We start from the raw sequence: 22729 nt of genomic DNA, 5'->3' as shown, positions 1-22729 counted from the left end.
ACCCGGCGGCCATTCGGCGCTTTTGATGGGACATCCTTAGCGGTGCCGGCAGATCGCCCCAACCGCCTTAACCACGGTCAGCGGGCAAAACGCGGAGACACGGCATGACAGAAAACACCATGGCTATCGTGGATCGGGCCTTTGATCCGGAAGTCACGCCATCGCCTTTCGGCGAGCGCTGGGGCGGGGAGCTTTTCATTCTGTCCTCGGCCCATCTCGCGGCGCTTCAGGCCGGCGAAACCCTGGCGCTGGATGTCATGGGTGAATACATCACTTTCATCGCCCTTGAGAAGCCCAACGAAACAAGATAAACACTCCAGAACTCGCAGCCTTGCGGCGGTGGGTAGTGCTTGACTGGCCCGGCCGAGCCAATCGCGGCTAATAAATAACCGACTTCAGCGCGCCGGTCTTAACGGCAGATACCCGTATCCTCCCGTCGCCGCAGGTAAATTGCGTCTTTCTCAAGATTGCCGCAATTCATCTATGCTAGCCAATTTAGTCGGAATGCCCGGTAACGCAAAAGACAAACAATGAAACCCACTGGTAACGGCATTCGCCGATGGATGTATGGCGACAAGCTTAAAAATTTTCTTCGGCAGGAAAATATAGCGATACTCGGAGAGTTGCTTCAGCAATCAGTGGGGAGTGTCGAAACAACGCAGCGCAATGCTTGGGAAGAGCAAATTCGGATACTTAAATCTCTCACCATGCTGGGTGAGGATGTTGCCCGTGATGCCGGCATCTACTTTGAGTTGACAGTGCCAAGGCTAGGGCGCCGCGCTGATGTGGTGCTAATAGTTAGTCATGTGATGTTCATCCTGGAATTCAAGGTCGGTGAGTCAAACTTTAGTCGTAGCTCACTCGATCAAGTATGTGATTACGCCCTTGATCTCAAGTACTTTCATCAAAGCAGTCATGAAATATGCATCATTCCTGTCCTTATTGCTACCGAGGGTACAGAGCAGATTATTGAAATAAAAAACACAGTACATAATGATAGATTAGTCCACCCAATAAGTGCGTCGCCTACCCAGTTAGTCAATGTTATTAACCAGGGATTAGCGCATTTCGTTTCTTTTCCGATCGATATCGAGGCTTGGGAGAAGGGGCGCTATATGCCGACTCCTACTATTATTGAGGCTGCTCGCGCACTGTATGCAGGGCATGCAGTTGAAAATATTTCCCGAAGCGATGCGGGCGCCCGAAATCTGACGGTTACGTCAAATGCAATAGATGAAATTATTGATAAGTCTCGAAAATTTAAAAGAAAATCCATCTGTTTTGTCACTGGCGTACCTGGGGCAGGTAAAACTTTGGTGGGTTTGGATGTAGCAAATCGGCATCTTAGTCGGGACGCCAAAACTTACAGTGTTTTCTTATCTGGTAATGGGCCATTAGTTGCAGTGCTGAGAGAGGCACTGACTCGTGATCGAGTTGAGAGGGCTTCGCTCGATGGAAAAATAATGCGCAAGGGTGATGCCAAAAAGGAGGTCGAGACATTCATTCAGAACGTGCATCACTTTCGGGACGAATACCTCCGGGATACAGGAGCGCCACCAGAACACGTGGTGCTGTTCGATGAAGCTCAGCGTGCCTGGGATCAGGCGCAGACCAGTAGCTTCATGCGACAGAAGAAAGGGCATGCTGGTTTCAGTCAGTCAGAGCCGGAATTCTTGATATCTTGTATGGATCGCCATGAGGATTGGTGCGTTGTCGTTTGCCTCATCGGCAGCGGCCAGGAAATCAATATCGGCGAGGGTGGGATAAGCGAATGGTTTGATGCGGTACTTGGCCGGTTCTATTCTTGGGATGTGTATTTGTCCCCCAACTTAAATTCTGCTGAGTATCAAGGTGGTAATTCATTCAACTTCATACTGAAACGCACCAGTACCTTTCTGAACAAAGATTTACACCTGGCAACATCAATTCGTTCATTTAGAGCTGAAACGTTGAGTGACTTTGTGCGTGCTGTGCTCGCTACTGAAGTTGAATCAGCAAGGAATACATTAAGCACCCTGGCAGATCGTTATCCAATTGTTATTACTAGAGATATATCCCGCGCCAAGGCTTGGCTGCAAGAGCAAGCACGTGGTTCAGAACGTTACGGAATCGTAGTTTCCTCACAGGCTGAGCGCCTTAAGCCCCATGCCATTGATGTTCGCGTGAAAACCGATCCGGTCAAGTGGTTTCTTGAAGGGAAGGAGGACACACGTTCGTCGTATTATCTCGAAGATGTCGCGACAGAGTTTCAGGTTCAGGGGCTGGAACTGGATTGGGCGTGTGTTGTTTGGGATGGAGATTTGCGCTTCAACTTGGGTCAGTGTTGTTGGGCTCACCATCAGTTTAGGGGTTCTCGCTGGAATCGGATCAATAAAGCTCAGCGCCAGCGGTATCTAGAAAACGCTTATCGCGTACTCATGACGCGGGCGAGGCAGGGAATGGTTCTAGTCGTACCTGAGGGAGATGACAGTGATCCTACCCGCGCCCGTGATTTCTATGACCCAACTTACTTATATTTGAGGTCGTTAGGGATAAATGAAATATGAGTATCTAGACCCTGGACCATGAGAAGATATAAATTTGCTATGAACTCCGATAACCATCGAATGAAAAGGCTCAGTTTGACAATGGCCTCGGCGGTAGTCCGGGGCGCTGCTGAGCGGTGGTGTCCGCATCGAACCACTGTTTAGGCAGGATTTCGGCCTGTGATGGGTCTTGCACAATCCGCTGTGTCCAGGCCTTGAATTCAGCGAGAGTGCCAATTTTGTAGGTCATGGGTAATGCCTCTTTCGTCCAGATCGCGCTTCACCACGCGCCGGAAATTCTCTAAGTAACCTTAGATCAATTCAATTCTGATAAATCCGATTGGATAGCAACCAATGGCTTACACCGTCATTTGCCGCCGATTTACGATTTAATCAGGGCTTCCCTAACTGTCGGGCCGCCGTGGTGAAAACGTATGGCCGCCCGGGGTATCGCATCATCATACGATAGGTTGATCGGCTGTCTCTTGTACCCCCAGCAAGCTGTGGATCATTGCCCAAACCTTGGCACCCAGCGCCCATTCGTGACACGATTCGCATCCCGGTAGCCCGGCCACATCCAGCGGCATTCGATCAGACAGGAGCACCCGCAACATGCAAGTCAACCGACGCCAGTTTTTCAAGCTGAGTGCGACCTCGCTCGGGGCCTCGTCGCTGGCCGCGCTGGGGTTCTCGCCGGAGGCGGCGGTGGCGGATGTCCGCACCTTCAAGCTGACCCGCACCACCGAGACACGCAACACCTGCCCGTACTGTTCGGTTGCCTGCGGACTGATCATGTATAGCCTGGGCGACAAGGCCAAGAACGCCAAGGCGGAGATCATCCACATCGAGGGTGATCCCGACCATCCGGTCAGCCGTGGCAGTCTGTGCCCCAAGGGTTCAGGCTTGCTGTCCTTCGTCCACAGCAAGACGCGCCTGCGTTACCCGGAGTACCGGGCACCCGGCAGCCGCGAGTGGCAGCGCGTATCCTGGGACTGGGCGATGGAGCAGATCGCCCGGCGGGTCAAGGACGACCGCGACGCCAATTTCATCGCCAGGAATGACCAGGGCCAGACCGTCAACCGCTGGGTGTCGACCGGTTTCCTGGCCGCCTCGGCGGCCTCCAACGAGACCGGCTATCTCACCAACAAGGTCGCCCGGGCGCTGGGCATGGTCATGATCGACAGCCAGGCGCGGATCTGTCACGCGCCCTCGGTGACGGCGCTGGCGTCCAGCTTCGGCCGCGGGGCGATGACCAACACCTGGATGAACATCCAGCATGCCGACGTCATCATCGCCATGGGCGGCAACCCGGCCGAGGCGCATCCGGTCGGCTTCAAGTGGGCGGTGGAGGCCAAGGCGCGCAACAAGGCCAAGCTGATCGTGGTTGATCCGCGCTTCACACGCACCGCGGCGGTGGCGGACCTGTACGTGCCGATCCGTGCCGGCTCGGACATCGCCTTTCTCAATGGTGTCATCCGCTACCTGCTGGAGAAGGACGCCATCAACCCGGCTTATGTGAAGGCTTACACCAATGCCGCATTCATCGTGCGCGAGGATTTTCGCTTCGAGGATGGCCTGTTCAGCGGCTACGACGCCAACAACCCGGAAGTCCGCTACGACAGGACGACCTGGACCTACGAGCTGGATGACCAAGGCTATGCCAAGGTGGATGACACGCTTCAGCATCCGCGCTGCGTGCTCAACCTGCTGAAGACTCATGTCGACCGTTACAAGCCCGAACAGGTGCACGAACTCTGCGGCACGCCGGTCGCATCCTTCCTCAAGGTCTGCGAGCTGATCGCATCGACCGCCACACCAGACCGGGCCCTGACCAGCCTCTATGCGCTGGGCTGGACGCATCACTCGGTCGGCGTGCAGAACATCCGCGTCATGGCCATGATCCAGTTGCTGCTGGGCAATATCGGCCTCAGCGGCGGCGGGGTGAACGCCCTGCGGGGCCATTCCAACATTCAGGGCCTGAGCGATCTCGGCCTCCTGACCGAGATGCTGCCGGGCTACATGACCCTGCCGCGTGATCACGAGTCCGACCGGGCCGGCTACCTGGCCAAACGGACCCTCAAGCCACTGCGGCCGGGGCAATGGAGCTACTGGTCGAATTTCCCCAGGTTCCATACCAGCCTGATGAAAGCCTGGTATGGCGCGGCGGCGACCGCCGACAACGATTTCGCCTACGACTGGCTGCCCAAGCTGGACAAGCCCTATGACAGCCTGCGGCTGTTCGATCTCATGGCCGAAGGCAAGGTCAACGGTTTCCTCTGTCAGGGCTTCAATCCGCTGGCCTCCTACCCGGACAAGAACAAGGTCCGCGGGGGTATGGCCAAACTCAAGTTCATGGTGGTCATGGACCCGCTAGCGACCGAGACCTCCGAGTTCTGGCAGAACCATGGCGAGCACAACGACGTTAATCCCGCCGACATCCAGACCGAGGTGTTCCGGCTGCCGACCACCTGTTTTGCCGAGGAGGACGGCTCGCTGGTCAACAGTTCGCGCTGGCTGCAATGGCACTGGAAGGGCGCGGAACCGCCCGGCGAGGCGAAGACCGATATCGAGATCATGTCCGATCTGTTCCTGCGGCTTCGCGAACTTTACGGGAAGGAAGGCGGCGCTTTCCATGAGCCGATCCGGCATCTGCACTGGCCCTACCGCAATCCGCACGATCCTACCCCGGGCGAGCTGGCCCGCGAGTACAACGGGCAGGCCTTGGCCGATCTGGTCGACCCCGGGGATACCGGGAGGGTCCAGTTGCGCAAGGGCCAGCAACTCGACGGGTTTCATCAGTTGCGCGACGACGGCAGCACCGCCTGCGGCAACTGGATCTTCAGCGGCGCCTGGACCGAGGCCGGCAACCAGATGGCGCGGCGCGATCCGTCCGACCCCAGCGGTCAGGGGATCTCGCCCGGCTGGGCCTGGTCCTGGCCGGCCAACCGCAGGATTCTCTACAACCGGGCTTCCTGCGACCCCTCCGGCCAGCCTTGGGACCCCAAACGGCGGATTCTGGAATGGGATGGCCAGCGCTGGACCGGCTGCGACGTGCCCGACTTCAAGGCCGATCAGGCGCCCGGCAGCGACATGCTGCCGTTCATCATGAATGCCGAAGGCGTGGGCCGACTGTTCGGCGCCGATAAGCTGGCGGACGGGCCATTCCCCGAGCATTACGAACCCTTCGAGACGCCGCTGGGCAGCAACCCGCTACACCCGAAGGTGATCAGCAATCCGGCAGCTCGGGTCTTCGACAAGGATCGCGCCATGCTGGGCGAGAGCGGTGAGTTCCCCATCGTGGCGACCACCTATCGCATCACCGAACTGTTCAATACCTGGACCAACCATGTCCGCATCAATGCCTCGCTGCAGCCGGAGCAGTTCGTCGAGATCGGCGAGGCGCTGGCGAAGGAGCTGGGCATCGCGAATGGCGAGATCGTCCAGGTCCACTCGAAACGCGGCCACATTCGCGCCGTGGCCGTGGTCACGAAGCGCCTGCCGGTGCTGACCGTAGCCGGCAAGCCGCTGCATCAGATCGGCATTCCGGTGCACTGGGGTTTCATGGGCGAGACGCGCAAGGGCTTCTTCTGCAACAACCTGACGCCCTATCTCGGCGACGCCAATACGCAGACGCCGGAATTCAAGGCGTTTCTGGTCAAGGTAGAGAAGGTCACCGGGCCGGCGGCTCGGCATGCCGAATTGCCCAACCCGCCGGCGCCGAGCCGCCGCTGGGAGGGCAAGACGGGCGCCACCCCCAAACTGTCGTTGCTGGAACGGCTGCTGAAAGGCCGGACGGAGGTGTAAGCCATGTCACTGCAATCCCTGGATATCACCCGGCGCTCGGCCACCACCACGCCCCCGCCGCAGCAACGGCAACAGCAGGAAGTCGCCAAGCTCATCGACGTCACCAAGTGCATCGGCTGCAAGGCTTGCCAGTCGGCCTGCCAGGAGTGGAACGATCTTCGCGAGGAGGTCGGCATCAACGAGGGTTCCTACCAGAACCCGCATGACCTGACCGAGAACAGCTGGACGCTGATGCGCTTTGCCGAGCACGAAGAGAACGGCACCCTGGAATGGCTGATCCGCAAGGACGGCTGCATGCACTGCGCCGACCCCGGCTGCCTCAAGGCCTGCCCGTCGCCGGGGGCCATCATTCAGTACAGCAACGGCATCGTCGACTTCCAGGAGGAGCACTGCATCGGTTGCGGCTATTGCGTGGCTGGCTGCCCGTTCGACGTCCCGCGTATCTCGAAAAAGGACAGCAAGGCCTACAAGTGCACGCTCTGTTCCGACCGGGTATCGGTCGGGCTGGAGCCGGCCTGTATCAAGGCCTGTCCGACCCAGGCACTGGTGTTCGGCAGCAAGGAAGACATGATCGATCACGCCAATGACCGCATCGCCGATCTCAAGGAGCGCGGCTTCGATCAGGCCGGGCTATACGACCCGGCTGGCGTCGGCGGCACCCATGTCATGTATGTGCTGCATCATGCCGACCAGCCGCAGCTCTACAACGACCTGCCGAAAGAGCCGACCATCAGCCCGACGGTGGGCCTGTGGAAAGGCGTCATGAAACCGCTGGCGACGGCGGCGATGCTGTTCACGGCGCTGGCCGGTTTCTTCCATTACGTGACCATCGGCCCGAACGACGCTGAGGATGAGGAGGAGGACCACAAGGCATGAAGACCGAAACCCACTCCCTCCTCATCCGGCGTTACACGCCCGCCGAGCGCGCCAATCACTGGCTCACCGCCATCACCTTCCTGCTGCTGGCGTTCTCCGGGCTGGCGCTGTTCCACCCGTCGATGTTCTGGTTCAGCCAGTTTTTCGGCGGGCCGGTGTGGACCCGCATCCTGCATCCCTACCTCGGCGTGGTGATGTTCCTGTCGTTTGCAGGACTGGCGCTGAAGTTCTGGCATCACAACCTCATCAGCCGCAACGATGTCGAGTGGCTGAAGCGCATCGGCGACGTGATCCGGAACCGGGAAGACCGGCTGCCGGAAGTCGACCGCTACAACGCCGGCCAGAAGCTGCTGTTCTGGACCCTGATCGCGACCGTTCCGATGCTGCTGGCGACCGGCATCATCATCTGGCGGCCCTGGTTCGCCGGGTATTTTCCGATCGACCTCATCCGCATCGCCGTGCTGCTGCATGCCGTCTGCGCCTTCGTCATGATCTCCGGCATCATCGTCCATATCTATGCGGCCATCTGGATACGCGGCACAGTCGGGGCCATGGTGCGCGGCACCGTCAGCCGCGCCTGGGCGCGCAAGCACCATCCCGGCTGGCTCCGGCAGGTCGAGCAGGGCGGGGACGAACCGTGAACCCCGGTGCCGGCACGGACGCTGGCCAGCCCCCGGCCATCCGGCTGCCGGAACCCCGCAGTCTATTTACCCACCGTGCCCGGCGCCTGCGCGAGCTGGCCGCGCTCACGCCCGGCCTGTCCGGCTATCTGTCGTTGCTGGCGACGCTGGCCGAACGCCAGGCGGCGCTGAGCGCCGAACGGGATGCCGATCTCATGCGGCATGACGGCACGGGCGGCGCCGTGGCGCGGGAGAGGGGCGCCGGTCCTGACGGGGCATCCACGGAGGCTTCGGGAGAACCGTCCGCATCCCCACGCCCGCTGGCGGACGGTCAGGCCGGACAGGATTTTCCGCCATGGCAGCCGCCCCTGTCATTGCAGGACGAGGTCTGGGCGCTTTCCCTTCCGCCCCTGCTGCAACGACTGGCGGCCGCGCTTCCCCCGGTTACTCCGGATGTGGGCGAGACCTCGCGCCGGCTGATCGGCGCCACCCCGGACGCAGTCGGCCGCTGGTTGGCAGGGCTGCTCTCCGGCGAATGCCGGCCCGGCGATGCCGCGGTACTGCCCTTCGTCGCCACCGGCCTGCAGGTCCTGCTGGCCCAGCGCGCCAGCCGTCTGGCGCCTGTCGCTGCCGGCCGCCCGGCCGCATCCCCTGTCTGTCCCGTCTGTGGTGGCTGGCCGGTGGCGAGTGTGCTGCGGGCATGGGGCGAGGCATCGGGGCTGCGTTATCTGCATTGCGGTTTGTGCGCCAGCGAATGGCTGTTTCCACGCATCCAGTGCGCCCACTGCGGCAGTCAGAAGGCCATGGCCTTCGTGGAGATCGAGGGGGGTGGCGGCGTAGTGAAGGCGGCAACCTGCGGTGATTGCCGTGCCTACCTCAAGCAGGTCGACCGCAGCCGCCTGCCCGGCGCCAACGCCATCGCCGACGATCTGGCCACGCTGGCGCTCGACGTCCTGCTCGCCGAGCAGGGTTTTGCCCGTTCCGGTTTCAATCCCTGCCTGTTCCCGGGAGAATGAAGCCATGGCCGTTAGAGGTCCGGTAACCCGCCTGTTCCGGGGGGATGCCGGTTCCTTGCGGCCTTGTTGACGCCCCGTCTTTATTCCCCTGCATGGAGGTCTGGCCATGAATCTGTGGCAAACCCCGACGGGCCGGTCCGGCCTGTCTCTGGTGGCACTGGCGCTGTCCGGCTGGCTGCTGTCGCCGATGCCCGCGCTGGCGGCAGGCGGCAGTACCGTATGGCAGGTCGAGGGCCACGACGAGCGCGGTGACTATACCGGCCGGGTCCAGCTGATCCCGGCCGAAGGGGCGGGTTTCCGCTTCCTTCGCGTCATCGATTATGCCGATACCGTCCGGGTCGAGGACGACCGCGGGCTGTCCTGGGTCTGGCAGGGTACGGCGGAACCCCTGGCGGGCGGCGGTTACCAGGTGGCAGCCAGTCTGCGCAAGGCGGACTTCGTGCGCCAGCGCGGAGCCCTGATTCGCCGGCAGGCCGAACAGCTTCCGGTGCCGGTGACCGGGCAGTTCCTGCCGGCGCAGGGTTCGCTGCAGGGGACCTACGTGCTGGGCCAGGCCGGCGAACGGGTGGGTCCGGAAACCTGGAGCCTGCCGGAGCCGGGCGGCGATATGCCCATCTTCGTCGGGTATCTGCGCGAGACGCCCACCCATGTGGCCGTTCCGGGAAGCGTCCGGGACTTTCTGTTCGACCTGTTCAAGAGCTACCGGCAATTGCCTGCGGTGTTGCCCTATACGGACCTGCCGGCGTTCCGTAATCCCGTCCATATTGCGGTGTCCGACCGCACCGATTTCGATTACTACCAGCGCCACGGGGACCGGCTGCGGGTCGTGGACAAGATCGTCGATCCCATCAGCCTGCAGGAAACCCTGGCGCGGGCGGATGCCTTCAAATGGACGCTGGCAGGCAAGGCCGAGCATTTCGACCGGGTCACGGCCGAGCGGGCCATCGATGCCGCTACCGGGCTGCTGTTCGAGTTCGTCGATGCCGAGGGCAAGGGCTATCCGAGCCACGATGCGGCCCTGTGGACCGGCGCCTACGCCGCCAGCCAGGCCCTGCGCCATCGGCTGACTGCCGATCCGGCCGCGCGGGACAACCTTGTCCGCAGCGTGGAGGGCCTGATGACGCTGCTGGAGATCACGGGCAACCGCCGCATCTTCGCCCGCACCCTGCGCAAGGCCGAGGGACGTCCGGTTCCGCCTTGGTATCCGGGGCAGGGCACCCTGGCGCATCTGGAATGGGAGGCGGGCGGCAACAACGACATGTACAAGGGCGTCATGCTGGGCATGGCGATGGCCCAGGCTGCTGTCTGCGAGGATGGCCGGGAAGGCCATGCCGCCTTTTGCCAGCGTCTGCACGACAACAGCGTGCAGGTGGCTAGCCAGCTCCAGGTGGCGCAGGCGAGCGGCTACAACCGCCTGGCGGCGTTGTGGCTGGCGGCCTATACGACGGGCGATCCACTGGTCATCCGGGCGGCCCGCAAGGAGTGGAACCGCCAGGCGGCGAACCTTGGCGCAGGCAGTTCCACCGTCTACTCCTATGGCATCGCCGATTGGAGCGGCACGCACCTCGCCGCCGTGCAGTATCTGCTGTTCAATCTGCTCAGCGAGCGGTCACCCCTGCCCGGCATCGACAGTTGCAGCGTGCTCCGGCGCGGGGTGGAGGCGGTCTATCACGATTTCTCGCGGGTGCCGCTGGGCCCGTGGAGCGTGCTGTTCGCCCGCCTCGGCACGCTGCCGCACAGCGATGCCGCCCAGGCCGCGCTCTGGCGCCTGCGCGAACTGCCGGCGCCCAAGCCCAGGCTGGCCATCGATCACCGCATTCGCTCCGACTTCGTCATGTCGCCGTTTCCGTCGGCGCCCTGGAAGTTCGACTGGGAGGACAACGACCGCACCCAGTCCCAGCGCATGATGCCACTGTTCGAGGCCAGTGCCTACACGGTGTATGCCTGGAAGCACTCGCCACTGGAGTACAAGGCCAGCAGCGTCGCGGTGGATTACCCGGGCGCCGATTTCCTGTTCGCCTACTGGCTGGGGCGCAGTCTCGACCTGTTCACCGCTGCCGATTGAACCCGGCCGGCGCGCAGCGGCAACCCTAGAGCTGCGCCAGCACGCCCTCGGCGCTGGAAACCCCGAACTGCCCCGAGCCTTCGACACCGAGGTACTGCACCACGCCGTCATCGACGATCATGGCGAAGCGCTGCGAGCGGATGCCCATGCCGTTGGCGGTCAGGTCGCGGTCCAGGCCCAGTTGCCTGACATATTCAGCGCTGCCGTCGGCCATCATCCGCACCTTGCCGATGGCCTGCTGCTCGCGGCCCCAGGCCGCCATGACAAAGTGATCGTTCACCGCCAGGCACCAGATCTCGTCGACGCCCTTGGCCTTCAGGGCAGCATATTGCTCGACATAGCCGGGCAGGTGCTTGAGCGAGCAGGTCGGCGTGAAGGCGCCGGGCAGACCGAAGATGACGATCTTCCTGCCCTTGAGCTGCGCGGTTACGTCCAGGGTCTCCGGATTGGCCGGACAGCCGTTGTCCGGGTCGAATGTGCTGCATTCGATCAGCTTGCCGGCAGGCAGCGATGCTCCCACTTGGATGGTCATGGTGTGTCTCCTGACAGGGATTGAGGGGCCCAGAGGATGGCCCAAGCGTTACCGCAAGTCAAAGCGGTTGCCGGGAAAAACCCCACTGAAATCATGGGGATGGCCGCCGCGTCAGTCCTCGCGGCGGAATTCTCCCTCGATGACCGAATCGGGGCGGGCCGCCGGGGAAACACCGGGTGCGCCCGGCACGGCGAAGCGGGCGGCGATGAGCCGGTCGGCCAGCCGCCGGCGCGTCGCCGGTACCAGGCATGGCAACGCCAGCAGGTCGCTGAACGGGCCGGGCACGATCAGCAGCACGCCCCCCAGCACGGCGATGCCGCTGTTCACCACGTCCTGGGTCGGCAACTCGCCACGCGCCAGCGCCTGTTGCGAGCGGGTCAGGGCCGACAGGCCCTGCCGCTGGATGAGCGCGAAGCCCGCCGCGGCGGCCAGCAGCAGCCATGCCAGCGTCGCCAGGAATCCCAGCGCGGTGACCAGCCGGATCAGGGCCAGGATTTCGATGAAGGGCAGGGCGGCGGCGAGCAACAAAAAGGGGCGGCTCATATTCATGTTGAATTTTGCGGTTTAGAATCCCGTGACTTTGTTGCCGGGCTTTGTGCCATGCCTGACGCCTACTGTCTAGTTTTCTGTACCTGTCCGGACGCCGCGACAGCCCGCACCCTGGCCGCCGGTCTGGTCGAGGAGCGGCTGGCCGCCTGCGTCAACGTTCTACCGGGACTGACCTCGATCTATGGCTGGGAGGGGCAAGTGGAGACCACCGAGGAGCATCTGCTGATCATCAAGACGGCACGCCACGGCTACCCGCGTCTGCAGGCGGCGATCGGCGAGCGGCATCCCTACGCGGTGCCGGAAATCGTCGCGGTTCCGATCGAGGCGGGCAACCCGTCCTATCTGGCGTGGATCGGCCAGTGGCTGTGCGGGGAGGGGTGAGCATGCCGGGTCTGGGTCTGATGATGTTGCGCCTGCTGCTGCTCGGTCTGGCTCTGGCCGCGCCGCTGCGTGTCCTGGCCCTCGCCAGCGAGGAACTGCTGAGCAGCGACGCGGCGTTCCGGCTGTCCTACCGCCTGGAAAAGAGCCAGGCGGTGTTCAGCTGGGATATCGCCGAGGGTTACCACCTGTACCGCGAGCGGCTGAAGTTCGTCTCCAGGACCCCGGGCATCGAGCTCGGCCGGCCGGACATGCCGCGGGGCACGACCGAGCATGACGAGAACAACGGCCTCATGGAGGTCTATCACGGCCATGTCGACATCCGGGTGCCGCTGATCCGCCGCGATGACGGCGCCACCGAAGCCCGCATTCAGGTGACTTCACAGGGCTGCGCCGACGCCGGTGTCTGCTATACGCCGGTGAAGCAGACGGTCGCCCTGAACTGGCCGGTTGCGCCGGTGCAGGTGGCGGCCAACGACGTGGGCGCCGGCATGCGGGATGTCTTCAAGGCGCTGGGCCTGAAACCGGGCGGGCAGGGCGAGCTGCTGCCTCCCGACGAAGCCTTCCGTTTCCATGCCGAGGTGCGCGACGCCCATACGCTCTGGGTCGGCTGGCAGGTCGCGCCCGGCTACTACCTGTACCGGGAGAAGTTCGTCCTGACCCTGGCGGAGACCGACGGCCTGGCGCTGGGACGCCACGACATCCCCCGTGGCGAGCCGAAGCAGGACCCCGAGTTCGGCGCCGTGGAAGTGTTTCACGAGGATATCGGCTTTACCGTGCCCTTGCAGCGGACCCATGGCCGGGCCGCCAGGATCGTGCTGAAGGCCGCTTTCCAGGGCTGTGCGGATCGCGGTGTCTGCTATCCGCCGATGGAGAAAACGGCAGTCCTGGAGGTCCCGGCCGGCGAGCCGGGGGCCGCGCCGCCGCCGGCGCAGCCGGGGCAGGCCCCGAGCCTTGCCGGCGAATGCGAGGCCGGTTCGCCCGAGGGCTTCGTGGAGACCGAAGGCCTGTCCGAGCAGTGCGCCATCGTCGACAGCCTCAGGAAGGATTCGGTGTGGCTGACCGCGCTGAGCTTCCTCGGCATGGGTGTGCTGCTGGCCTTCACGCCCTGCATTTTCCCGATGATCCCGATCCTGTCCGGCATCATCGTCGGCCATGGCCACAAGATCACCACCGGCCGGGCGCTCTTGCTGTCGCTGAGCTACGTGCTGGCCTCCGCGCTGGCCTATACGGTATTCGGCGTACTGGCCGGGCTGTTCGGCAGCAATCTCCAGGCCTTGTTCCAGGAACCGCGGATCATCCTGGCGTTCAGCGCCGTCTTCGTGATCCTGGCGCTGTCGATGTTCGATCTCTTCAGCCTCCAGCTGCCCGGCTTTCTGCAGGCGCGCCTCGCCCGCCTGAGCAACCGGCAGCAGGGCGGCACGCTGACCGGCGCGGCCCTGATGGGTGCGCTTTCGGCCCTGATCGTCGGGCCCTGCGTCGCCGCGCCGCTAGCGGGCGCGCTGATCTACATCGGTCAGACCGGCGACGCCCTGCTCGGTGGCCTGGCGCTGTTCGCTCTGGGGCTGGGCATGGGGCTGCCGCTGCTCGCCATCGGCGCTTCGGCCGGCAAGCTGCTGCCGCGTGCCGGGGTGTGGATGAATGCCGTCAAGGCGGTGTTCGGCGTCGGGCTCCTGGCCATTGCGGTCTGGCTGCTGGACCGTGTCCTGCCGCCGGCGGTCACCCTGCTGCTGTGGGCCCTGCTGCTGATCGTGCCGGCCATCTACATGGGCGCGCTGGACGCGCTGCCGTCGGCTGCCTCGGGCTGGCGCAGGCTGTGGAAAGGCATCGGGATCGCCATGCTGGCCTATGGCGTGCTGATGCTGATCGGCGTTGCCGCCAACAACCCCGATCCCTTGCAGCCGTTGCGCGGCCTGGCCGGTTTGCCGTCGGCGGCCGGCGCCCGGCCGCCGGGGCCGGCGAAGCTGGCATTCCGGTCGGTCGGGTCGCTGGCCGAACTGAACCGCATGCTGGCCGACGCCGCGGCGCGCGGCCAGACGGTGATGCTGGATTTCTATGCCGACTGGTGCGTGTCCTGCAAGGAGATGGAACGCTATACCTTCACCGATCCGCGGGTGATCGAGGCCCTGAGTCCCCTGTTGTTGCTGAAGGCGGACGTCACCGAGAATTCCGAGGCCAATGCTGCGCTGATGAAGCATTTCGGCCTGGTCGGCCCGCCGGCGACGCTGTTTTTCGCTCCCGATGGCGCCGAGCGCAAGCCGTTGCGCGTGATTGGCTACCTGGAGGCCGACGCCTTCCTGGGGCACGTCAACAAGGTTCTGCATCCATGAGGCGGCTGTTGCTGGCCATGCTGGCGCTGCTGGCCCTGATCGCGGGTTTCCTGGCCCATCGCCTGCTATCGACCCGGTTGCCGGCTCCCCTGCCCGAACCGACGCTGGTCGATCTCGATGGTCATGCCCACCGGCTCGCCGATTGGCGCGGCCAGGTGCTGGTGGTGAACTTCTGGGCCACCTGGTGTCCGCCCTGCCGGGAGGAGATGCCGGCCTTCGCGGCCCTGCAGGCGGAACTCGGCGGGCGTGGCCTGCAGTTCGTCGGCATCGCCATCGACGACCCGGGCGAAGTCCGCGCCTACCTGGCCCGGCATCCGGTCAATTACCCGGTGCTCGTTGGCGATGCGCGGATCCCGGACTGGGCCGACAGTCTGGGCAATCGGCTTTCCGCCCTGCCGTTCTCGGTGGTTTTCGACCGCGACGGACGGCAGGTTTTCGCCCATACCGGTTTGTTCCGGCGCGAAATGGTGCTGGAACAGGTTTTACCCCTGCTGGGAACCCCGCCATAGCCTGCTCGCGGCTTTTGCGCCAATGGCGCGTTTCATGGACATCGGGACGAGGTTTCGGCAAAATACCGGCGCTTTTCGGCGCTTCTGAACCCTTTCCCTCCCAATGGCCAGCATCCTCGTCCTCAACGGTCCGAACCTGAACCTGCTGGGGGTGCGCGAGCCGGGAGTCTATGGTCGGCAAACCCTGGCCGGGATCGAGGCGGCCCTGGGCGAATCGGGCCGGCGACTGGGCCATCGGCTCGTCTGTTTCCAGAGCAATGCCGAGCACGAACTCATCGAGCGCATCCATGCCGCCTACCATGAGGGCGTGGATTTCATCCTCATCAATCCCGGCGCCTATACCCATACCAGCATCGCCTTGCGGGACGCCTTGCTGGCGACGCGGATACCGTTCATCGAGGTGCACCTCTCGAATGTCCACGCCCGGGAATCCTTTCGCCATCGTTCCTATCTGTCCGATATTGCCCGCGGCGTGATCTGCGGTCTGGGCCCGATCGGATACGAGCTGGCCCTGCAGGCCGCCAGCGATGCCCTCCATTCACAGCAAGGTCAGTAAAACCTATGGATATTCGAAAAATAAAAAAATTGATCGACATGATCGGCGAATCCGACGTCGCCGAGATCGAGATTCACGAGGGGGAAGAATCCGTCCGCATCAGCCGGCTCAGTGCCCTGGTGCCGCCGGCCCCGGTGTATGCCGCACCGCCCGCGGCAGCGCCGCTGGCCCAGGCCGGACTGGCCCCGGCTGCCGAGCCGGCCGCCCGCAAGGGCGAGGCCGATCCGCTCACCGGCCACATCGTGCGCTCGCCGATGGTGGGCACCTTCTACCGATCGCCGACGCCCGGCGCCAAGGTATTCGTCGAGCTGGGCCAGCGGGTCGAGGCGGGCGATACGCTCTGCATCATCGAGGCCATGAAGATCCTCAATCAGATCGAGGCGGACAAGGCCGGCAAGGTGACCAAGATCCTGGTCGAGAACGCCCAGCCCGTCGAATACAACCAGCCGCTGTTCGTCATCGAGTAAGCCGGCGCCGGCGTCCATCCTCGTCCATTTCCCCGGACTTCAACCATGATCGGTAAAATCCTGATTGCCAATCGGGGCGAAATCGCCCTGCGTATCCTGCGGGCCTGCCGGGAGCTCGGCATCAAGGCCGTCGCCGTCCACTCCGAGGCCGACCGCGACCTCAAGCACGTGCGCCTGGCCGACGAGTCGGTCTGCATCGGCCCCGCGCCCTCCAAGGAGAGCTACCTGAATGTGCCGGCCATCATCAGCGCGGCCGAGGTGACGGACTCTGTGGCCATTCACCCCGGCTATGGCTTCCTGTCGGAGAACGCGGACTTCGCCGAGCGGGTGATCCAGAGTGGCTTCATCTTCATCGGCCCGAAGCCCGAGACCATCCGCGTCATGGGTGACAAGGTATCGGCCATCGAGGCCATGAAGAAGGCCGGCATTCCCTGCCTGCCGGGCTCGGACGGGCCCTTGGGCGACGACTACGAGGAAAACCTCAGGATCGCCAAGCGCATCGGTTTCCCCATCATCATCAAGGCCGCCGGCGGCGGCGGTGGCCGCGGCATGCGCGTGGTGCACAGCGAGGCCAACCTGCACAGCGCCATCACGCTGACCAAGGGCGAGGCGGCGGCGGCGTTCGGCAACGACATGGTCTACATGGAGAAATTTCTCGAGAACCCGCGGCATGTCGAATTCCAGCTGATCGCCGACAGCCACGGCAACTGTGTGCACCTGGGCGAGCGCGACTGCTCCATGCAGCGCCGCCATCAGAAGGTGGTGGAGGAGGCCCCGGCGCCTGGCATCAGCGAGGAAAAGCGCCAGGCAATGGGCCTGCGCTGCGTCAGGGCCTGCCAGGAAATCGGCTATCTCGGTGCCGGCACCTTCGAGTTCCTCTACCAGGACGGCGAGTTCTACTTCATCGAGATGAATACCCGCGTCCAGGTCGAGCACCCGGTGACCGAGATGATCACCGGCTTCGACATCGTCAAGGAGCAACTGCTGGTCGCCTCGGGCGAGCCGCTCTCCTTCCGGCAGTCCGATGTCCGGCTGCGCGGCCATGCCATCGAATGCCGCATCAATGCCGAGGACCCGCGCAGCTTCATCCCCAGCCCCGGCCTGATCGAGCAGTTCCACATGCCCGGCGGTCCCGGCATCCGCGTCGAGACCCATATCTACAATGGCTACAAGGTACCGCCGTACTACGACTCGATGATCGGCAAGCTCATCGCCCACGGCGAGGACCGCGCCAGCGCCATCGCCCGCATGCGCACGGCACTCAACGAGATGGTCATCGGCGGCATCAACTGCAACATCCCGCTGCTGCTCGACATCATCAACGATCCGGGCTTCGATGCCGGCGGGCAGAACATCCACTATCTGGAAAAGAAGCTGGGACTGAAGCACTGATGTGGCGTCAGCTGTCGGCCACCGTGGCGGCGGCGCTGGCGGAGCCGGTGGCCGACTGGTTCCTGGCGCGTGGCGCCCTATCGGTGAGCTTCGACGACGCCGGCGACCAGCCGCTGTTCGAACCACTGCCCGGCGAAACACCCCTGTGGCAGCAGACGCGGGTGACGGCGCTGTTCGAGGCCGATATCGACACGGCGGGCCTGGAGGCCAGCGCCCGCCGGGCCTTCGATGGTCAGATCACCACTTGGGACAGCGCGACACTTGAGGATCAGGTCTGGGAACGGGCCTGGCTGGAACATTTCCGGCCCATGCGCTTCGGCCGGCGACTGTGGATCTGCCCCAGCGGCTTCGCGCCGCCGGAGCCCGACGCGGTCAACGTGATGCTCGACCCCGGGCTGGCGTTCGGCACCGGCACCCATCCGACCACGGCCCTGTGCCTCGAATGGCTGGACGGACTCGACCTGGCCGGCCGGCGGGTGCTGGATTACGGCTGCGGCTCCGGCATTCTTGCCGTCGCCGCGCTGAAGCTGGGCGCCGCGCAGGCGCAGGGTGTCGACATCGACCCGCAGGCCCTGATCGCCAGCGAGGATAACGCCCGCAAGAATGGCGTCGCGTCGCGGCTGATGCTGGGCCAGCCGGATGGCCGCCCGCTCGCCTCCGCCGATGTGGTGGTCGCGAACATTCTCGCCGGTCCCCTGGTGGCACTGGCCGATGCCATCCTCGCGCCGTTGCGGCCGGGCGGTCGGCTGGCGCTGTCGGGGCTCCTGGCCGAACAGGCCGCAGAGGTCGAGGCCGCCTATGCCGATCGTGTCGCGTTCGCGCCGGCAAGGCTGCGCGAGGAATGGGCGCTGCTGAGCGGCGTCAAGCGCAACGCCTGATTCGTCCCCGGCGTCTGTCTCAGGCCAGCCGCGCCAGCAGCCAGGCGCGGATATCCTCGAGCTCCTCGCGGCAGACCGAGTGCGGCATCGGGTACTCGTGCCATTCGACGGCATAGCCCTGCCGCTGCAGGGTATTGTGGGCGGCCTGGCCCAGCGCCAGCGGCACGATGCCGTCCTCGCGGCCGTGCGCCAGGAACACGGGTATCGGCCAGCCCGCCTTGGGCCATTCCTCCGCGATGCGACCCAGATAGCAGGACAGGGCGATGGCCCCGCCCAGCCTGTCCTGATGCTGGCTGACCGTTTCCAGCGCGATCACGCCGCCCTGGGAGAAGCCCGCGACCAGGATGCGTTCGGCCGGGATGCCGCTCGCCAGCTCGGCATCGATCAATCCCGTTACGGCCTCTCGGGAGTCCTCGATGCCGGCGCGATCGGGCTGGCGGTCGATAGCGGTCGTGACGATGTCGTACCAGGCCCGCATGCGGTAGCCGCCATTGACGGTAACCGGGCGTTCCGGCGCGTGCGGCAGGATGAAGCGGACGCCCAGTTCGGCCGGCAGTCGCAGCTCGGTCGCCACCGGCGCGAAATCGTGGCCGTCGGCCCCGAGGCCATGCAGCCAGATGATCGTGGCGCGATGGTCCCGGACAGGTTCAAGGCGAATGGCGGGCAAGCGTTCGTCGCTCATGCGGGACTCGGTCTCGATAACAGGAAAAGGGGGGAAGACAGCCCTCAACGGCCGTCGGGCGGTATGGCCGGTTCGCCGAAATCCAGCTCCCGGGGCAGCTGAAGCGCCTCGGTGGTAATGTCCGGCCCTGCCTCGTTGCCGTTCCGCGAACGATCCGGCGGCCTTGTTGCCGCATTCCGGGCGCGTTTCGTGGCGGCGGTTCGGCTGCGCCGTTCCCTCCATCGTTGCAGTTCGTCGCGTTGCCGCGCTGCGGTTTCGGCGTCGGGCTCGTCCGCCCGGACGTCCAGGGCCCGGCAGCTGGGATCGCTGGGGCTCTGCCGGAAAGCGACGCTGCCGTTCTGCTGGCACCGATACACGGTTTCGGCGGCAACGGGTCCCGCCAGCAGCGCCAGGGGCAGCAGCAGTGCCGCGCGCCTGTCCGTCATCCCTCAGCCGGCTGTCAACGATCGCAGCCTTTCCAGCACGTCGGCCGCATGGCCCTTGACGCTGACCTTGCGCCATTCGGCGGCCAGCCTGCCGTCCGGGTCGATGAGGAAGGTGCTGCGCTCGATGCCCTGCACCTCGCGGCCGTACATGTTCTTCAGCTTGATCACGTCGAACAGCCGGCAGAGGCTCTCGTCGCTGTCCGAAAGCAGCTCGAACGGAAAGGACTGCTTGCACCTGAAGTTCTCGTGCGATTTCAGGCTGTCCCGCGAAACCCCCAGGATTTCCGCGCCCAAGGCCTGGAAGGCCGGGTAGAGGTCGCGGAAATCCTGGCCCTCCCGGGTGCATCCCGGGGTGCTGTCCTTGGGGTAGAAGTAGAGAACCAGGTAACGTCCCCGGAGATCGGCCAGGGAAATGGTCTTGCCGGAGGTTGCGGCGGCGGAAAAGTCGGCTACGGTCTGTCCCGGGGATGGTGCGCTCATGGCGTTCTCCTGGTCGGTGGATGGCGGTTGACGGCTCCCTTGGCGGGATCGCTCTCCGACTTCGTCAGCGTTTGACCGGTTCCAGGATCGCGTCGAGATTCATCTGGTCGCAGAAATCCAGGAATTCGTCCCGCAGCGACACGATGCGGGTGCCGGTGGGAATGCGCACGATCATGTGCGCCAGGAACAGCGGCGAGCCGGTCAGGGGTGCCGGATAGCGGCTGGTGGAAATGTCCATGATGCCGACGCCGCGGCTGGCCAGGAAATCGCTGAGATCGTGAATGTTGTTGATCTGGTCGGTGGCGAAGATGTCGATGGCGTAGGGCAGGCCCTGATCCTCGTTTTCCGGGGGCAATTCCTGTTCCTGGCTGCGCAGCAGGTGAATCTTGAGCTTGTAGCGATTGCCGAGGTTTTCCATGGCATTCTCGAGCCGGGCAATGTGGTTCCAGTTGCCCTCCACCAGCAGGTGCGCGGCGAACTCCCGTCCGAGCTCGGTCATGCGGCTCTCCAGGATCATGCATTTGGCGTCCTTGATGGCGCGCGTCAGTTCGATGATGAGATCGGGATGGTTTTCGCCGAGTACGGTGATCGCGAGTTGCATGGGTGTGATGAGACGGTCGACAAGGTCCGGAGTTTATCATTTCCGACATCCGCTTCCAGGCCGGTGTTGCCCCCGCGCGTGGCTTGGCGCGGTTGTCGACCCCGCCGCGCCACGTTACCATCACACACTTTTTGAAGCTGGGATAAGGGCATGCTTGAAGGTAGCCTGGTCGCGCTGGTCACGCCGATGCAAGCGGACGGATCGCTGGACCGCGAAGGATTGCGGCGGCTGATCGAATTTCATATCGCCGAGGGAACCGACGGCATCGTGGCGGTCGGCACCACCGGTGAATCGGCGACCCTGGACGAGGCCGAGCATTGCGAGGTGATCCGGCTTGTCGTCGAGCAGGTGGCCGGGCGCGTTCCCGTCATTGCCGGGACCGGGGCCAATTCCACCGCCGAGGCCATCAGCCTGACCCGCCAGGCCAGGGCACTCGGCGCCGACGCCTGTCTGCTGGTCACGCCCTATTACAACAAGCCGACCCAGGACGGGCTGGTGCGGCACTACCGTGCCATCGCCGAGGCGGTGGACCTCCCGCAGATTCTCTACAACGTGCCGGGGCGCACCGCCTGCGACATGCTTCCCGCGACCGTGGCACAGCTGGCCGGCGTGCCCAACATCATCGGTATCAAGGAAGCGACCGGCAAACTCGAACGGCTGCGCGACATTCAGGCGCTCTGCGGGCCGGATTTCCTGCTCTACTCCGGCGACGACGCGACAGCGCGGGAATTCTGCGCGCGCGGCGGTCACGGGGTGATCTCGGTGACCGCCAATGTCGCCCCGCGCCTCATGCACGAGATGGTGGCCGCGGCCCGTCGTGGCGATGCCGAGCTCGCGCTGACGCTCGACGCCAGGCTCGAGGGCCTGCATCGCGAACTTTTCATCGAGTCCAATCCCATCCCGGTCAAGTGGGCCCTGGCCGAAATAGGCCTGATCGGGACCGGTATCCGCCTGCCGCTGACCTGGCTGTCCGAGGGATGCCGGGACGCGGTGCGCGCGGCCCTCTGTCAGGCCGGGGTGCTGGATGACTGCTGACAGACCGGATTCGCGCCTGCGGGAGACGGCGCTCGCGCTCGGCGCGGTCGCCTTGCTCGGCGGTTGCAGCACCATCAGCGGCTGGTTTCCCGACAAGCAGAAGCAATATCAGTACAGTACCGAGATCCCGCCGCTGGAAGTGCCGCCGGATCTGACCGCCTCGACCATCGATGGCGTCAGTAGCGGACGCCGGCCGTCCTGGGAGTCGCCCGCCGCCGCCGAGGACGAGGCGACGCCGCCCGCCGACCGCGAGGCTACCCCGGCACCCTATGCCGAGATGAATCCGAGCGACGCCAAGGCGATCCGCGCCGGCAAGGCGCATCCGGCGCCGATACTGGCCGAGAGCAACCAGGATGTGCCGCTGATTGAGGTTCAGGCACCGTTCGACATCACCTGGGCCGAGGTCAACAAGGCCATTGGCCGCCTGAAGCTGGAGATCATCGACCAGAACCGCTCCGGTGGACTTTACTTCGTCCACTATGCCAAGGACCAGAAGCCCTACGAGGATCGCGGCTTCTTCGGCGACGTGGCGGAGATGTTCGGCGATGGTCCCGAGGCGACCAGGGAATACCGGATCAAGCTGGAGGAACGGGACAATGTCACCTCCATCTATGTGCTCAATGCCGAGGATCAGCCGCAGCGTGACGGCCCCGGGCTGGATCTCCTGAAGAAGCTGAACGAGACGCTGCAGGACACCGCGCTCGGCAAGAGCGACAAGCCGAAGGCCGCCGCGGATTGAGGACCGCGCCAGCCCGGGAGTCTCCTCCATCCGGCAACCGGTGCCGGCCTGACCGGCACGCGTGTCCGGCATGGGGTGCCGGCCGCCCGCCCAGCGGCTCATTCACATTCGTCCTCGACGGTCAGCGATTGGCAGGCGCCATCGGCCGTGCGGTAGGTCGTCGGGCGGTTCTGCCAGTACAGCGCGGTGATCGCCCCGAGCAGCAGCAGGGTCGCCAGCCATGGCAAGGGATTTCGCATGTTTGCCTCCAGAGTCGTATCGCACGCCGCA

Annotated in this window: 23 protein-coding genes; 16 read left to right on the top strand and 7 right to left on the bottom strand. The window is 64.2% G+C overall.

The window, feature by feature from the left end:
• Window positions 1-104 precede the first annotated feature (104 nt).
• The 7 genes from ACH5N8_RS10610 to ACH5N8_RS10580 all read left to right on the top strand — a co-directional run bounded on the left by ACH5N8_RS10610 (window position 105) and on the right by ACH5N8_RS10580 (window position 10906).
• On the top strand, window positions 105-311 hold the full coding sequence (locus ACH5N8_RS10610) for a hypothetical protein (RefSeq protein ID WP_483281283.1): 207 nt from the start codon (window positions 105-107) through the stop codon (window positions 309-311).
• A gap of 219 nt (window positions 312-530) precedes the next feature.
• The gene (locus ACH5N8_RS10605) at window positions 531-2546 is read left to right on the top strand and encodes a DUF2075 domain-containing protein (protein WP_483281282.1); all 2016 of its coding nucleotides are present in this window, start codon (window positions 531-533) and stop codon (window positions 2544-2546) included.
• A gap of 591 nt (window positions 2547-3137) precedes the next feature.
• Window positions 3138-6329, top strand: a complete 3192-nt coding sequence (gene fdnG, locus ACH5N8_RS10600; protein ID WP_483281281.1) for a formate dehydrogenase-N subunit alpha — start codon at window positions 3138-3140, stop codon at window positions 6327-6329.
• A gap of 3 nt (window positions 6330-6332) precedes the next feature.
• Window positions 6333-7205: a formate dehydrogenase subunit beta gene (fdxH, locus tag ACH5N8_RS10595; protein WP_483281280.1), complete on the top strand. Its 873-nt coding sequence runs from the start codon at window positions 6333-6335 to the stop codon at window positions 7203-7205.
• Entirely contained in the window at window positions 7202-7846 is a 645-nt protein-coding gene (locus ACH5N8_RS10590) for a formate dehydrogenase subunit gamma (RefSeq protein ID WP_483281279.1), read from the top strand. Before fdxH ends, ACH5N8_RS10590 begins: the two co-directional genes overlap by 4 nt.
• The gene (locus ACH5N8_RS10585; RefSeq protein ID WP_483281278.1) at window positions 7843-8841 is read left to right on the top strand and encodes a formate dehydrogenase accessory protein FdhE; all 999 of its coding nucleotides are present in this window, start codon (window positions 7843-7845) and stop codon (window positions 8839-8841) included. Before ACH5N8_RS10590 ends, ACH5N8_RS10585 begins: the two co-directional genes overlap by 4 nt.
• A 106-nt stretch (window positions 8842-8947) precedes the next feature.
• Window positions 8948-10906 carry a hypothetical protein gene (locus tag ACH5N8_RS10580; RefSeq protein WP_483281277.1) on the top strand — a complete coding sequence of 653 codons (1959 nt, stop codon included), beginning with the start codon at window positions 8948-8950 and terminating at the stop codon, window positions 10904-10906.
• Window positions 10907-10931: 25 nt separating this feature from the next.
• Here the strand turns inward: ACH5N8_RS10580 and ACH5N8_RS10575 are convergent, their stop codons facing one another.
• Together ACH5N8_RS10575 and ACH5N8_RS10570 are read right to left on the bottom strand one after the other, a co-directional pair.
• The gene (locus ACH5N8_RS10575) at window positions 10932-11438 is read right to left on the bottom strand and encodes a redoxin family protein (RefSeq protein WP_483281276.1); all 507 of its coding nucleotides are present in this window, start codon (window positions 11436-11438) and stop codon (window positions 10932-10934) included.
• Between the two features lie 111 nt (window positions 11439-11549).
• Window positions 11550-11987, bottom strand: a complete 438-nt coding sequence (locus tag ACH5N8_RS10570; protein ID WP_483281275.1) for an FxsA family protein — start codon at window positions 11985-11987, stop codon at window positions 11550-11552.
• 51 nt (window positions 11988-12038) lie between these two features.
• Between ACH5N8_RS10570 and cutA the strand changes: the two genes are divergently transcribed.
• From cutA to prmA, 7 genes are all read left to right on the top strand, one after another.
• A complete protein-coding gene (gene cutA, locus ACH5N8_RS10565) occupies window positions 12039-12368 on the top strand; it encodes a divalent-cation tolerance protein CutA (protein ID WP_483281274.1) in 330 nt (109 codons plus the stop codon).
• A 2-nt stretch (window positions 12369-12370) separates the two neighbouring features.
• On the top strand, window positions 12371-14695 hold the full coding sequence (locus ACH5N8_RS10560; protein WP_483281273.1) for a protein-disulfide reductase DsbD: 2325 nt from the start codon (window positions 12371-12373) through the stop codon (window positions 14693-14695).
• Entirely contained in the window at window positions 14692-15204 is a 513-nt protein-coding gene (locus ACH5N8_RS10555; protein WP_483281272.1) for a TlpA family protein disulfide reductase, read from the top strand. The genes ACH5N8_RS10560 and ACH5N8_RS10555 overlap by 4 nt, the downstream gene beginning before the upstream one ends.
• 103 nt (window positions 15205-15307) lie before the next feature.
• Complete coding sequence (gene aroQ / locus ACH5N8_RS10550) at window positions 15308-15760, top strand: type II 3-dehydroquinate dehydratase (RefSeq protein WP_483281271.1); 453 nt, start codon at window positions 15308-15310, stop codon at window positions 15758-15760.
• Between the two features lie 5 nt (window positions 15761-15765).
• Window positions 15766-16227: an acetyl-CoA carboxylase biotin carboxyl carrier protein gene (accB, locus tag ACH5N8_RS10545; RefSeq protein ID WP_460028112.1), complete on the top strand. Its 462-nt coding sequence runs from the start codon at window positions 15766-15768 to the stop codon at window positions 16225-16227.
• Between the two features lie 45 nt (window positions 16228-16272).
• Window positions 16273-17619 carry an acetyl-CoA carboxylase biotin carboxylase subunit gene (gene accC / locus ACH5N8_RS10540; protein ID WP_483281270.1) on the top strand — a complete coding sequence of 449 codons (1347 nt, stop codon included), beginning with the start codon at window positions 16273-16275 and terminating at the stop codon, window positions 17617-17619.
• Window positions 17619-18497, top strand: a complete 879-nt coding sequence (prmA, locus tag ACH5N8_RS10535; RefSeq protein ID WP_483281269.1) for a 50S ribosomal protein L11 methyltransferase — start codon at window positions 17619-17621, stop codon at window positions 18495-18497. Before accC ends, prmA begins: the two co-directional genes overlap by 1 nt.
• 19 nt (window positions 18498-18516) lie before the next feature.
• Here prmA and ACH5N8_RS10530 read toward each other — a convergent pair whose 3' ends face one another.
• The 4 genes from ACH5N8_RS10530 to ACH5N8_RS10515 form a co-directional block, all read right to left on the bottom strand.
• Window positions 18517-19179 (bottom strand): alpha/beta hydrolase, encoded by a 663-nt coding sequence (locus tag ACH5N8_RS10530; protein ID WP_483281268.1) that lies wholly within the window; start codon window positions 19177-19179, stop codon window positions 18517-18519.
• Between the two features lie 44 nt (window positions 19180-19223).
• Complete coding sequence (locus ACH5N8_RS10525) at window positions 19224-19604, bottom strand: hypothetical protein (protein ID WP_483281267.1); 381 nt, start codon at window positions 19602-19604, stop codon at window positions 19224-19226.
• 3 nt (window positions 19605-19607) lie between these two features.
• Complete coding sequence (locus ACH5N8_RS10520) at window positions 19608-20084, bottom strand: peroxiredoxin (RefSeq protein ID WP_483281266.1); 477 nt, start codon at window positions 20082-20084, stop codon at window positions 19608-19610.
• 64 nt (window positions 20085-20148) lie between these two features.
• Complete coding sequence (locus ACH5N8_RS10515) at window positions 20149-20685, bottom strand: glycine cleavage system transcriptional repressor (protein WP_460028106.1); 537 nt, start codon at window positions 20683-20685, stop codon at window positions 20149-20151.
• 150 nt (window positions 20686-20835) lie between these two features.
• Here ACH5N8_RS10515 and dapA point away from each other — a divergent pair, with 150 nt between their 5' ends.
• Complete coding sequence (dapA, locus tag ACH5N8_RS10510) at window positions 20836-21720, top strand: 4-hydroxy-tetrahydrodipicolinate synthase (RefSeq protein ID WP_483281265.1); 885 nt, start codon at window positions 20836-20838, stop codon at window positions 21718-21720.
• Window positions 21710-22459 carry an outer membrane protein assembly factor BamC gene (bamC, locus tag ACH5N8_RS10505; RefSeq protein WP_460028104.1) on the top strand — a complete coding sequence of 250 codons (750 nt, stop codon included), beginning with the start codon at window positions 21710-21712 and terminating at the stop codon, window positions 22457-22459. Before dapA ends, bamC begins: the two co-directional genes overlap by 11 nt.
• A 98-nt stretch (window positions 22460-22557) precedes the next feature.
• On the opposite strand, the gene ACH5N8_RS10500 is transcribed toward bamC, so the two are convergent.
• Window positions 22558-22698 carry a hypothetical protein gene (locus ACH5N8_RS10500; protein WP_460028103.1) on the bottom strand — a complete coding sequence of 47 codons (141 nt, stop codon included), beginning with the start codon at window positions 22696-22698 and terminating at the stop codon, window positions 22558-22560.
• Between the last annotated feature and the right edge of the window lie 31 nt (window positions 22699-22729).

The organism is Methyloparacoccus sp. NF-16, assembly GCF_056880625.1.
This window is presented reverse-complemented; position numbering and strand designations above follow the sequence as displayed.